12 protein-coding genes and 1 pseudogene are annotated in these 12,858 nt (G+C 44.5%); 8 read left to right on the forward strand and 5 right to left on the reverse strand.

What is annotated here, in order from left to right; all coding sequences use genetic code 11:
* Positions 1-268: 268 nt before the first annotated feature.
* The 4 genes from QT984_RS02895 (at position 269) to QT984_RS02910 (ending at position 6,046) form a co-directional block, all read left to right on the forward strand.
* Positions 269-691, forward strand: a complete 423-nt coding sequence (locus tag QT984_RS02895; protein ID WP_333057646.1) for a thioesterase family protein — start codon at positions 269-271, stop codon at positions 689-691.
* A 250-nt stretch (positions 692-941) separates the two neighbouring features.
* A complete protein-coding gene (locus tag QT984_RS02900) occupies positions 942-2,387 on the forward strand; it encodes a slr1306 family protein (protein ID WP_333373106.1) in 1,446 nt (481 codons plus the stop codon).
* 611 nt (positions 2,388-2,998) lie between these two features.
* Positions 2,999-4,027, forward strand: a complete 1,029-nt coding sequence (locus QT984_RS02905) for a hypothetical protein (protein ID WP_333057648.1) — start codon at positions 2,999-3,001, stop codon at positions 4,025-4,027.
* 528 nt (positions 4,028-4,555) lie between these two features.
* Entirely contained in the window at positions 4,556-6,046 is a 1,491-nt protein-coding gene (locus tag QT984_RS02910) for a DUF697 domain-containing protein (RefSeq protein WP_333057649.1), read from the forward strand.
* 298 nt (positions 6,047-6,344) lie between these two features.
* Here the strand turns inward: QT984_RS02910 and QT984_RS02915 are convergent, their stop codons facing one another.
* Both QT984_RS02915 and QT984_RS02920 read right to left on the reverse strand, forming a co-directional pair.
* Positions 6,345-7,046, reverse strand: coding sequence for a hypothetical protein (locus QT984_RS02915; RefSeq protein ID WP_333057650.1), 702 nt, complete (start codon positions 7,044-7,046; stop codon positions 6,345-6,347).
* A gap of 123 nt (positions 7,047-7,169) precedes the next feature.
* Entirely contained in the window at positions 7,170-8,162 is a 993-nt protein-coding gene (locus tag QT984_RS02920) for an SAM-dependent methyltransferase (RefSeq protein ID WP_333057651.1), read from the reverse strand.
* Between the two features lie 221 nt (positions 8,163-8,383).
* Between QT984_RS02920 and QT984_RS02925 the strand changes: the two genes are divergently transcribed.
* On the forward strand, positions 8,384-8,623 hold the full coding sequence (locus tag QT984_RS02925) for a hypothetical protein (protein ID WP_333057652.1): 240 nt from the start codon (positions 8,384-8,386) through the stop codon (positions 8,621-8,623).
* Between the two features lie 253 nt (positions 8,624-8,876).
* Here QT984_RS02925 and apcB read toward each other — a convergent pair whose 3' ends face one another.
* Entirely contained in the window at positions 8,877-9,386 is a 510-nt protein-coding gene (apcB, locus tag QT984_RS02930) for an allophycocyanin subunit beta (protein WP_293258696.1), read from the reverse strand.
* Positions 9,387-9,726: 340 nt separating this feature from the next.
* Here apcB and glnA point away from each other — a divergent pair, with 340 nt between their 5' ends.
* Positions 9,727-11,148, forward strand: a complete 1,422-nt coding sequence (gene glnA, locus QT984_RS02935; protein ID WP_333245403.1) for a type I glutamate--ammonia ligase — start codon at positions 9,727-9,729, stop codon at positions 11,146-11,148.
* Positions 11,149-11,257: 109 nt separating this feature from the next.
* On the opposite strand, the gene QT984_RS02940 is transcribed toward glnA, so the two are convergent.
* Positions 11,258-11,698 (reverse strand): hypothetical protein, encoded by a 441-nt coding sequence (locus QT984_RS02940; protein ID WP_333373111.1) that lies wholly within the window; start codon positions 11,696-11,698, stop codon positions 11,258-11,260.
* A gap of 73 nt (positions 11,699-11,771) precedes the next feature.
* Between QT984_RS02940 and QT984_RS02945 the strand changes: the two genes are divergently transcribed.
* Positions 11,772-12,101, forward strand: coding sequence for a hypothetical protein (locus tag QT984_RS02945; protein WP_333140756.1), 330 nt, complete (start codon positions 11,772-11,774; stop codon positions 12,099-12,101).
* Positions 12,102-12,363: 262 nt separating this feature from the next.
* Complete coding sequence (locus QT984_RS02950) at positions 12,364-12,591, forward strand: RRXRR domain-containing protein (RefSeq protein ID WP_333373113.1); 228 nt, start codon at positions 12,364-12,366, stop codon at positions 12,589-12,591.
* Here the strand turns inward: QT984_RS02950 and QT984_RS02955 are convergent.
* Positions 12,559-12,858: pseudogene (locus QT984_RS02955) on the reverse strand (transposase); the annotation flags it as partial. The gene QT984_RS02950 and the pseudogene QT984_RS02955 sit on opposite strands and share 33 nt — an antisense overlap.

Raw genomic sequence — 12,858 nt, forward strand, 5'->3', positions numbered from 1 at the left:
CCGCCACGTGATTTATCCGTGGAATCAATCCAAAATCGAAAATCGAAAATCCTCAAGCCCCCGCATTTATCCGTGGGGTCAATCTAAAATCTAAAATCTAAAATCTAAAATCGATTGACCGTCTGTGCTTCCCGGACTAAGATTAACCTGGAAGCAGTGACGTTTCAACTATTGAGTGTAACTTGCAATCAGTTCTGAGCCAGTATCGACCCAGAGTGCGATCGCACTCGGAACTACAAAATACCGCAACAACTGGAAAGGTGAGAATTTGACACCATTTACTACAGAAATTAGAGTGCGACATTATGAAATGGATGCTCTCGGTCACGTAAATAATGCTGTTTACCAGCATTATTTAGAACACGCTGCGATCGAACATTTAGAACACTTGGGATTTACACTCGATCGCTACCGGGAATTGGGCGGCGTCTTTGTAATGCGACGGATAGAAATTGACTATTTGCGATCGGCAGCCGCGGGCGATCGATTGGAGATATCCACTTGGATCGAACAAATGCGCGGCCCGCGCGCTGTCCGCCGCTACTCCATCGCGTTAGCTGGAAGTGACGAAATATTGTTAAAAGCAGAGGCGCTTTGGGTTTGGGTTGAAGTTACCACCATGCGCCCGCGAGCAATTCCCAAACAAATAATTGATATTTTTGAATCACAATCTCAAGCATTACCAACCTAGAGAAAAAATCCACTATTATATTTGCAAAATCATGTAAAAATCTATTGGTTTGTAGTGAGGAATTCAGTCCTTAATTCCCCGTTTGTAGAAGTGCAAAAAGTTGATTGGCGCCAGGGCCGCAAATCCCGATCGCAAAAAGTCGGATCGCCCGCCTGCCAGTTTGGATGCCGCAGAGGTACGATGGAAGAGAGGGAGGGAGGCCAAGCCCGGTAAGGTTAAGCTTGGCGACAATACCCACAGGAAGGGAAAAATGACACTTAACTTGCGGCGACCGATTTTGATAGGCGGAATAGGACTTTCAGCAGCGCTGTGGCTGCTGGAAACTCTACAGCATTCGGGTTCAGAAATGGGCGAAACGGCACTCATCGGCTTGGCTGCTGCCGGTGCGGGTTATTGGTGGTGGAAACAACAATCCCCCAAACTCGAACTCGCACTCCCGCAACCCCTGGCGAACCGGGAAGCAGCCGAAAAAGCGATCGCGGCTTCGGAAGCAGCAATTAAATTGCTAGCCTCAGAAGCTCAAAACTCCGCCGATCCTGCTAATCTAACAGCAAAGCTCGATCGGCTCAGAAGCGAATTAGACAGACAAGATTTACGGATTACCGTAACTGGCGGCAAAGCTGTCGGCAAAACTGCCTTAATTCAAGTTTTAAATTCTAATTGGGCATCTCAAAACCCGCAAAAGCTTAGTTTACAAGAAACAGCAGCGCTGTTTGCTAATACAAATGCCGATGCCAAAATCAATGGTGATTTAGTGCTGTTTGTGACAGCGGGCGACATCACAGATTCCGAATTTAAAACATTATCTCAGCTAGCTTCGGCAGGTCAGCGCGTGTTGCTAGTCTGGAACAAACAAGACCAATATTTGCCAGAACAGCAGTCGCAGGTTTTGAACTCTTTGCAGCAGAAAATGCAAGGAATATTGGGAACAGAAGAGATAATTGCGATCGCAGCTTCTCCCAATTCTATTAAAGTGCGCCAGCACCAAGCGGACGGCACATTTAAAGAACGGATCGAAAATCAAGTCTCTCAACTCGACGGGCTGACGGAAAGATTGACTAAAATCTTAACGGAAGAACGGCAACAGTTGGTCTGGGCGAGTGCAGTGCGTGAGGCTGCAAGTATCAAGCTAGAGGCCAAAACCTTATTAAATGCAGTCAGGCGCGATCGGGCAATTCCCATTATCGAACAATATCAGTACATCGCCGCCGCCGCCGTCTTTACTAATCCGGTTCCAGCTTTAGACTTGCTAGCAACAACCGCCATCAGCACCCAACTCGTAATCGATCTCGGCGCCATCTACCAGCAAAAGTTTTCCTTAGACCAAGCTAAGACAGTAGCGGGGACTTTGGCTAATCAAATGTTTAAATTGGGATTAGTAGAACTGTCTACTCAAACTATTACTGGACTGCTGAAAAGCAATGCCGTCACCTATGTAGCAGGAGGCGCGGTGCAGGGAATTAGTGCAGCCTATTTTACCAGAATAGCTGGATTGAGTTTAATTGAATATTTCTCAACTCAAGAATTGGAAAATGCTAAAGGCATCTTCAATCTTACGGAACTGACGAAAACTTTGCAAGCAGTATTTCTGCAAAATCAGCAAGTTTCCTTCTTGCAAGGTTTCATCAATCAAATCGCAAGTCGTCTCGCGCCTCAGACATCAGGAACCCCGGCTGTTAACTCAGTCGCCAATTAAAACCCTGTAGGGTGTGCACCGGTTTTGGCGGCCGTGCAATACCAGCCCTGTCTGGCATGATAAATTTGAATCGGAGAAACAGCAGAACTCGCTATTTCTCCTTGTATTTTTCAGACATCAAGTGGGGCGGGGCGGATTTATTGAGGTTATTGGTTAGTGGTCAAAATTAGGGTGAATTCGCCCCTACAAAATAGGGGTTTTTCGTAACTTTTTCTAGAATGAAACAGCCATTTCAATCAACTAATAACCTCCGGCCCTGCTCAAAGTCTACTATTGAAAAAGCCACCCATGCCATTGTTAATTTTTTTTATTTCTTTTTTCGCTCTTGTGGAAACTGTAAAAAAAATCTACAATAACCAGCCAGATTTTTAGCTACTCCATCGGGTTTCAAACTGTCCTAACTATTGAGGATTGGCTTGTCAAAAAGCTTGGGCAATATCTCCGATCATGTCCGATGAATTAACCGCAATAAATCAGGTTCGTAGTGCGGACTAAAGTCCGCGACCTATTGCGGACGGAAGTTCGCACGCGCGATCCGTATGACATGAGGCAGCCAAGCAAATGTTTGGTGTTCAAGGTTCAATTAGTTCGTGTCTGATTATATAATAATTATGAAAAATGTCAAAAAGATTTATGACGAATTGTACAGAAAAATTGTCCTGAGATTGTATGAAACTAAAGTGTGGGATATGGGTGTACTTTTTGCGATATGGGCTTGGGTAATCTATGAATACTTGTCTCGTAAAAGTCCATATAATTTGTCTAAATATTACAAAAAGAAACGTCCCGATGTCTTAACTTTTCAAGTGTTTTGTCCGACCAAACATCCGCAAAGATTCCATCGCATCAGCATCATGGAAGAACACTATTTCCAAAGTATATTTCTAGCTTCTGGTAACTTGATTCGCTTCCCCATTTTCTGTTTTAATGACAAAGTAGTTTCTCGATCTTTGGCTGGTCGAATTATTCCCGAATTATTAGATATGGGTCTGCCGATAAATCCCAGCGAGCGCGCCAAATTACAAATCAAAACTTTTTATGACGATGTATCCAGAAGCAACTGGACAATCTATGTAGATCCATCTGAGTTTAGTCGAGTAGAATATCAGCAAATGCTCTGTTGTTATGAAGCACATCGTGAGGAAATAGATTCTAAACTAGAAACTTCTAAAGTTACTCCGTGGTGGAGTCCGAAATCAAAATACCCCAAAAGCTTTGAATTTGATTATCGTGCCAAACGTATTGCTCGCATTGTCTATGGAGCCATGCCTCAACCTCAAGTATTCTCACCTCAAAAAATTTCTACTGGCTGCGTAGTAGATGGCAACTGGATTCATATTTCTAATGAAAGTTTGATCGTTTACCCGAATGGGCAATGGCAGATTCATATTCGACGCAAACATGGCAAAAACCCGTGGAATGATTGTACTTTGGGTGAAGGAAAGGTAACATTTGTCGATCCAGTTCCAGTATTTGATGTTGAGTGGCTGCATTTTTATGATTTAGACTCTATTAAAGATATCAGCGTTGGCGAATATTTTGCTTCTTTTGCTGATAATGAAGGTAAGAAATTAACGGATTTTTATCAATTTGGCAAGATTCCATCTAAATTCAATACATTACAAATATACGGTAGCTGAATTATTTAAACAAATACTAAAAATTTATTTTAAACTTGACAAATTGATAAAATTTGGGTAAATTTAATTCAAGTATTTTATCGAGACAGTCGGTTAAAACGATCTGTTTTTTGAGAGTGACCTAAATATTGTCTGGTTTTCTATTTTTTCTGGCTCAGAGTCCAGTTACTTTTTACAGAAGTGCGATCGCACTTTTATTCACACACTGTCCAGAGTATTGTTAACAAAACTTACGCCAGCCGGGTCAAAAACCCGGTTTCTGCATCAAGCATCTCTCGGATATATCGACGATTTTTCAGAGAAACCGGGTTTTTTGCGTAAGTTTTAGTTAAGAGGACTTTCGCTTTGAGGCAGGGACTTAAGTCACTGCCGGAATCCGAGTTTGAGGAGGTTGTTGACACGCCTTTGCCCTGTTTCTACCTAACTCCCCAATAAAAAACTAGAATTTTATCAAAACTTGTATTAAAATAAGAAATAGGATTTATAATTCGACGATCAATTCTACCTGCTTAAAAAAGCCGATCGCCAATGGCTGACAATTCCCTTCAAGAAAATCGCTTATCCCTTGCCCGCGCCAGTTTGCGCGAAGCCCTGGCGCGCTACTCCCACCTGCGCCAAGGGAAAAAGAACTCGAATAATACAGAATTAGAAGCGGCGCTGCAATATCAGCTAGATATCTTAACTTCCACCTCAGAAAAACTAGACCACAACATAATCCGCATTGCTACTTTCGGCTTAGTCAGCCGTGGCAAGTCAGCCGTATTAAACGCGCTTTTAGGTCACAAAATTCTGCAAACAGGCCCTCTCAACGGCGTGACTCAGTGGCCGCGTTCCGTGCGCTGGAGTGTGCCTTTATCCTTCCTTGACAGCGAGGAATCCCCCCAACCCCCCCTGGCCAAGGGGGGGAAAGGAGGCGTGCAAGTAGAATTAATCGATACTCCCGGACTTGATGAAGTTGGTGGCGAAGTCCGGGGCGAAATGGCGAAACAAGTAACTCGCCAAGCTGACTTAATTCTGTTTGTCGTTGCAGGCGATATTACCCGAACTGAATATCAAGCACTGTGCGAATTGCAAACAGCTCAAAAACCGGTAATTTTAGTTTTTAATAAAATTGACCTGTATCCAGAATTAGACAGAAAAGCTATTTTCCAAAGTTTGCAAGCGCTGGCAAATTCTGAAGAGTTAGCAGCCGCTGCGGTAACAGAGGAAACAGATAGCGAAAATTTGTCCGATCGCCCAAACAACCCATCTGATAAATCTACTGCAAAATCACCGCCTAAAACTTCCAAATCTTTAGAAATAGTCATGGTAGCCGCCGAACCAGCACCGGTGCAAGTGCGGGTGGAATGGGCCGACGGAAGAGTAACTAACGAATGGGAGTCGCCCCCCGCGCAGATAGACGAACTCAAACATAAAATTCTGACAATTCTTAACAGAGAAGGTCGATCGCTCCTCGCTCTAAATGCTTTAGTTGAAGCTAGAGATGCCGAAGCAAACATTGCCCGTCACGTTCTCAAATTGCGACAAACAGAAGCCGAAGATTTAATCTGGCAATTTGCAAAATATAAAGCTTTGGCTGTCGGTTTAAATCCAGTGGCATTCTTGGATGTAATGGGAGCAAGTGTCGCAGATTTAGCCTTAATTCGCTCTTTATCGAGACTTTACGGCTTACCCATGACTGGTTACGAAGCCGGCAAACTTTGGCAGACTATTTTCTCCAGCGCTGGCGGCGTACTTTTGGGAGAATTGGGCAGCAGTTTTCTGTTGGGATTTGGCAAAAGTGCAGCCGCAGCGGCCCCGCACATCGGCTTTTCTACTTTTGCCGGAGTTGCTGTCACTCAAGCTAGTTTAGCAGCTTACGGAACCTACGCTGTCGGTCGTGCCGCCCAAGTTTACTTAGAAAAAGGCTGCACCTGGGGCCCCCTGGGACAAGATACGGTAATTCAACAAATTCTCGCTACCATCGAGCGTAATACAATTATCGATCGCCTGCAGCAAGAGTTTAAAATTGGCACTTAAAAATTGCCCTAGTAGTTGAGTAGGGTGCGTCAGGAGAGGGTTATTTGTGATAATTGAAGAATTAGGATCTGACGCACCCTACTGCTTTTATTCTTCTACAACTGTCAAAAAAGAATGCAACTGTAGGTAAACTCCAAACCACCATGCTCATCAGTGATACCCCCTTCTTTAATCTAAAATCTAAAATCTAAGGAATGAGAATTAAATAACTTCCACAAGTTTGTGGGATGGGCGTCCCGCCCATCCCACAATAACAATTAAAATTGTAAGTTATTTAATTCGCGATCCTAAAATCGTATTACCGTCTCGCGATTCTAACGCCTTCTCTAAAATGCGCGATCGTGGCAATTACTGCTATAGAAAAGTAAAATATTCTAATCAACCAAAAACAAACCCGCATTGACCAAGAAACAATAGTCGGAGCAATACCTGTGAACTGTACAAATCTGGAATTAACTTTTTTTTCAAAGCTGTCCAGGTCTTTCATCTCCGATTGTTTCGTGGGAATAACGGGAAACTGACCAGTATATACGTAATAACCGATAAAACCAGGCAATCCCACTTTTCTATTCAAAAATGAGTTAGTTAATGTTGCAGTTTGCGCTGGTAATAAATTATCCGATTCCTCTACTTTTTCCAGCCAAGAATTATATCTGATGGCTGGCGTAATCATGAAAACTAAAGGAACTATAACTATCAACAAAGCGGCACTAATTTTTCGACCATATTGAGGGTGTAGGAGCCTTGTCGCCACACCCACTCCCATACCGATAAATGCAAATATCAATATATTTAACAGTTCAATAATTTCGAGGCCTCTCAACAAATCGCCGATAATCAGAATGGTATATAATAATTTGTCTGCCAGTAGCAGAGCTGCCCACTTGATCAGAATTGAAACGCCTACAATAGTAGCTACAATCGCCACATACCCAATGCCACCTAGAACGTAGAGTAAAATCGAACCGACTTGTTTAAATGACTGCATGGAATTATTCACTCTTGTGAAAGTTTAGGAGTCTGATTGACAAAAATTTTAAAAATTTATAGCAATCTGGAGTTCCAAATTTGATTTTTAAAGTTGATTAGATCAACATCTGGAAATCAATCTAAAATCTAAAATCTACAATCGATCGACAAGTTCCCGCGCCGCCGCTTTGGTGACTTGTGCGATCCGTTCCTTCACAACATCCTCTTCGTTAGCGCAGCCCTCGAAGAGGATCGCCCTGTGGTCTGTTTCTTGTTCGCGATCGATCCCCAACCATAAAAGATACTCGATATTACCGGCCGGGCCAAGTAAAGGCGACCACGTTAAGCCGCGTTGCTGCCATCCTAAAGCTGTGGCTGCCTTCCACACTTGAAAAATCGCATCAGCTTGAGTTGCTGAGTCTCGCACTACGCCTTTTTTCCCAACTCTCTCGCGCCCTACCTCAAACTGCGGTTTTACCAGCAACACCGCTTCTCGCGGTGGTGCCAACAATTCCCACAGCGCCGGTAAAATCTTATCCAGGGAAATAAACGACACATCTACTACCGCCAAATCTGCATAAGCCCCTATTAGCAACGAATCTTGCTCCCCCCCTTGACAAGCGGGGAGTAAATCTTGCTCCCCCCCTTGACAAGGGGGGGCTGGGGGGGGTGAATCTTGCTCCCCCCCTTGACAAGGGGGGGCTGGGGGGGGTGAATTGCCGTAAAGCTCAGTAGCAGTCATGTACCGCAAATTGGTGCGTTCTTTCAAAATTACCCTCGGATCGTTACGCAAGCCCCAATCTGCTTGACCGTAGCCAACATCTACGCCATACACTAGGGCGGCGCCTGCTTGCAGCAGACAGTCGGTAAAACCGCCTGTGGAAATGCCACCGTCGAGACAAATTCTGCCTGCAACGGGAATCGCGAAAACTTCTAAAGCTTTGGCTAATTTGTCACCGCCTCTGGAAACATAGCGCGATCGCTCTTTAATCTGAATTTTTGCTGCAATGTCAACCTCAGTGCCCGGTTTGTCAACTACCTGTTGATTGATGGAGACTTTCCCAGTCCGAATCAATGCCTGAGCTTGCTGTCTGGAACTGCACAAATCTAGGCTGACCAATAAAGTGTCTAGTCGCTGTTTAGCCAAGGTTTTTAATCTGTACGGATAGGGTTAAGAACAGTACCAGATTAGCACTTACGCACAAGCCCGACTGCTAATTTTTGGCGATTATTTTGGTTTTTTGATCGTCGCGGGGCGATCGCCCCACCTCACCTTATGTGACTGAGATCGCTTTGATTGTGTAGTTTTATCACAGATATACCTTCATAAAATCACACAATAATTTTGGCTGCTAGCGGATGATTTAGATGCAGCTAAAAGCGCTACAAATACCATCAGGGCGATCGACCATGAAAACAATTAACTTTCCTATCAGAAATCCTGGCAATTGTCAAGAAAATCCCCTCGCCTTCGTCAGCGGTGACATCATCCACATTCTTTACCCCAACGGCGAAGTAGAAGCAACAACCACCGCACAAATCGATCTGCGCCAAACCAAAAATCCCCTAGACAAATGCCTCGTCTGGGGATGTGTTGACGATTTTTAGCACCCGTTTCAAACAAGAATGCAATTATAGGGAAGCTCCAAACCCTTAAATCATCAGTCATTCCCAATAATTCAAATTTTTAATCTATAATTTTTAACCTATAATTTTTAACCTATAATTTTTAATCTAAAATTGTATAACCCATAAAAAAAGATCGCTTGGAGGCTGTGAGGCCAAAAAAAGCGATCGATCCAACTGCTGCTAACTGCCAGCCACAAGTGCAATTTGCTGCTAAAAGAACTAGCAAATTGACTTAAATATCTTGTTCGCTCAATTCGCGAATCATGTAATCAAAAGGCTGATCCAAAAAAGGCCCCACAGACAAGCCAGCAGCTTCCACCTGAGCCTTAACCATCTCCTTCATAATGCTAATCCCCATCACCGTCGGGCCAATGGGAACGCTTAGAGAATTGTAAGTTTCGCGCAAACCTTGCAGCACGCGCTCGTCGAGCACGTCGGTACTTCCAGCCACCAGGGCGTAAGTAGCATAGCGCAAGTAGTAGTCCATATCCCGCAGACAAGCCGCGTAGCGACGAGTCGTGTAGGCATTTCCACCGGGACGGATCAGTTCTGGCTGTTCAGCAAATAGCTGGATACCAGCTTGCTTGACAATTGCCGCAGCATTGCTGTTAATCGCAGCCGCCGCCTGTACCCGTGCCGTGCCCGTTGCAAAATAAGATTTCAACCGATCGATACCATCTCGGTCTAAATACCTACCAGCAACATCATAATTTTCAATCAGGCTCGTCACTGCATCGCGCATAAGTTTCTCTCCCAAAAATCTTTATCAATACTTTGCTATCTGAGACAGACCGCCTATTGTAGACTACTACAAATCGGCGTTTGATTAAGATTTGAGATAGGATTTTCACCAAGGGTAGTCTATCCGCGGCAAACTGTCGTAAAATTCAGCCGTTTGCCTTGTATCTTCATCCGACAAATAATCCACAGGGCAAGAATCTCAAACGGCCCGGCCCCACTGGGCCCCTATTTCAAACTTTTGTAGCCCTAGATACAAAATAGTGGATACTGAAGGCCTACGATCGCCCACACAGTCTGAAATCGGCCGATCGCCAAGACACAACCAATATCAGGAGTAAGTCATGTTCCAGACACCCCAAGAAGCCTTAAACTACATACAAGAAAATAAGATCCAGATCGTTGACCTCAAATTCATCGATATGCCGGGGATCTGGCAGCACCTTTCCCTGTACCACGACCAAATCGACGAAACCGCATTCACAGACGGCGTACCCTTCGACGGTTCCAGCATTAGGGGCTGGAAAGCCATCAACGAATCAGACATGACGATGGTCATCGATCCGACCACCGCTTGGATGGACCCGTTCATGGCAGAACCGACCATCAGCTTCATTTGCAGCATCAAAGAACCTCGCACCGGCGAACCGTACAGTCGCTGTCCCCGCACCATTGCCCAAAAAGCCATAGACTACTTGCTTTCCACCGGTCTCGGCGATACAGCATTCTTTGGCCCGGAAGCAGAATTCTTTATTTTTGACGACGTTCGCTTCGACCAAACCCAAAATTCCGGCTACTATTACGTAGATTCGATCGAAGGTCGTTGGAATTCCGGCAAAGAAGAAGCAGGCGGCAACCTCGGCTATAAACCGCGTTACAAAGAAGGTTATTTCCCAGTAGCACCAACCGATACCTCACAAGACATGAGAACGGAAATGCTGCTGACAATGGCAAAATGCGGCGTACCCATCGAAAAGCACCACCACGAAGTCGCCACCGGCGGTCAATGCGAACTCGGTTTCCGCTTTGACACTTTGGTAAAAGCCGCCGACTACTTGCTGACTTACAAATACGTCATCAAAAACGTCGGCAAAAAATACGGCAAAACCATCACCTTCATGCCCAAACCGCTGTTTAACGACAACGGTTCCGGGATGCACGTTCACCAGTCGATTTGGAAAGACGGCCAACCTCTATTTGCAGGCGATCAATATGCAGGTTTCAGTCAAATGGGACTGCATTACATCGGCGGCATTCTCAAGCACGCACCGGCACTTTTGGCACTCACCAATCCCACCACCAATTCCTACAAGCGCTTAGTTCCGGGTTTTGAAGCGCCTGTAAACTTAGCTTACTCTCAAGGAAATCGATCGGCATCAGTGCGGATTCCGTTGTCGGGAACCAACCCCAAAGCCAAGCGGTTAGAATTCCGCTGTCCCGATGCCACATCCAACCCCTATTTAGCATTTGCAGCCATGCTGTGCGCCGGCATAGACGGCATCAAGAATCAAATCGATCCGGGCGAACCTTTGGACGTGGACATCTACGACCTTTCCCCTGAAGAATTGAGCAAAATTCCTTCAACTCCCGGTTCCTTGGAAGGCGCTTTAGAAGCTTTAGAAAAAGACCACAGTTTCTTAACTGAAACCGGCGTATTTACCGAAGACTTCATCCAAACCTGGATTTCCTACAAACTCGACAATGAAGTCAACCCGATGCGGCTGCGTCCTCACCCCTACGAGTTTGCTCTCTACTACGACTGTTAGAAAATTAATAATTGAAAATTAAAAGTTAAAAATGGTAATTATACCATTTTTAACCTGTGATTTTTAATTAATAAGAACGCCGCCCTTAAAAGCGGCGTTTTTTTTAAATTTAGAACTTCTGGATCAGCGCCCAGACTCTCCCGTTACCCGACACTATCTGGGCAACGCTGTTACTAGTAGGGCCCATTGTAGCCTCAGAGACATCCTCTACAGCCCATTTATTTGCTTTCTCATCAACAATAAACAAATCCTCAGCGGTAGTGCCTTCCTGAACCCGATATATCTTATTCAGAATAAAACGCCGCCGCGCTTCAGCTTTTGGTATGCCAACCACATCATCTGGATCGACAGAGATAGCACTGCCTTCTTTTAATGTACCTTTCGAGTTGCTTAAATTGCGATCGTCCCTTTGAGCAACCCGCACGCCGTGAATCTGCAAACCAGGCTCATTCTCAGAGATATTCCAGACAGCAGCTAGGGCCCCACTTTTTCCCAAACCGAGAACCGCTGCACTAATAGTCAAAATTAGCAAAAACTTGAAATAATTCACTGTATTTATGCTCCTTTGTTTGTGAGATTATGCACTCATTCTAAATTAGCAATTAGCAATTACCAATGACCCAATGATGTCCGATATTTTTGTGATGATCCGCAATCAGAGTAACGTCGCCATGACTTCAGTTGACGGCATTGCGTTTGTCACTTTACTGACTCAAGAAGGACGAGTGGTGGCCGAGGAGACAGTTGACCTGTTTGAGGCAGATGTGAATTTTGATAACCTGAAGCAGGGAAAATATACTGTAGTTGTAAGGCACGAAGGCGTTGAACCTCGATCGGCAACCTGTAGTGTTACAATCACCGATGAAGATAAAGTAATCATGCTGACATTTGTTTACTTGGAGCTAGAACGGGTGTTGCTGGGCATTCAAACTTCAACCGAAGAAAGACTATGACCGTAAGGAACCCCACGCTTAAAAGCGGGGGCTTTTGGGAAGTCCGGCTCGATCGCCAGCGGTGCAAGAAGAAAGCCCGAACCTTACCAGAGACAGGATTAGACCTACGTTTTTTGAGTCATGATACCGGAAAATGCGACGCTAGTTTTCCGCTCTATCGCCAAAAGTTAAACAGGATTAACGGGGTTAAACCAGTGCTTTTGGCATAACAAGCTCTTAAAACATTCAAGGGAGCGAACTTTACCCAGTAATGGAGGACTTTATGTCTAATTTCGTTTTTGTACTTGATAGTCACAAACGACCGCTCAATCCAATCCGCCCAGGATTGGCTCGCAAATTGCTAACCACTGGCAAAGCTGCTGTTTTTAAAAGGTATCCATTCACACTCATTCTCAAAGTAGAGGTAACAGCACCCCAAAAACCAATCACTCTTAAATTACAATACTCCGGACAGTTTTTAAGCAGCCAGAGTACCATAAGACAAGACTGAAGGAAGGTTAGGGTGATTTAAAATCAAATCCGGGTCTAAATCTAACTTATCAATAAAGGTAGAAAGTAGATGCTTATTGAATTCCAGACGTTTATAAGAGGCCATAGAAAACACAAAAGATTTGGCAGATGAATGACAACTAGAAAGTTCATGTTTGGCTAAGTTTAAGGCAATTAGACTGGCATTAAAGTGAAAATCAAGCCGTGGTAAATGACGAGCTTGACAATCCGACAATCCCGTAAATTGCTTGGCATCACGAAAAATAAA

The sequence above is a fragment of the Microcoleus sp. Z1_B2 genome (assembly GCF_036700325.1).
Lineage (GTDB): Bacteria > Cyanobacteriota > Cyanobacteriia > Cyanobacteriales > Microcoleaceae > Microcoleus.

Bases quoted from the DNA above. Each gene is read 5' to 3' on its own strand.
- QT984_RS02900 (WP_333373106.1), top strand. From the start codon at position 942: ATGACACTTAACTTGCGGCGACCGATTTTGATAGGCGGAATAGGACTT.
- QT984_RS02905 (WP_333057648.1), top strand. From the start codon at position 2,999: ATGAAAAATGTCAAAAAGATTTATGACGAATTGTACAGAAAAATTGTC.
- QT984_RS02910 (WP_333057649.1), top strand. From the start codon at position 4,556: ATGGCTGACAATTCCCTTCAAGAAAATCGCTTATCCCTTGCCCGCGCC.
- QT984_RS02925 (WP_333057652.1), top strand. From the start codon at position 8,384: ATGCAGCTAAAAGCGCTACAAATACCATCAGGGCGATCGACCATGAAA.
- apcB (WP_293258696.1), bottom strand. From the start codon at position 9,386: ATGCGCGATGCAGTGACGAGCCTGATTGAAAATTATGATGTTGCTGGT.
- glnA (WP_333245403.1), top strand. From the start codon at position 9,727: ATGTTCCAGACACCCCAAGAAGCCTTAAACTACATACAAGAAAATAAG.
- QT984_RS02945 (WP_333140756.1), top strand. From the start codon at position 11,772: ATGATGTCCGATATTTTTGTGATGATCCGCAATCAGAGTAACGTCGCC.
- QT984_RS02950 (WP_333373113.1), top strand. From the start codon at position 12,364: ATGTCTAATTTCGTTTTTGTACTTGATAGTCACAAACGACCGCTCAAT.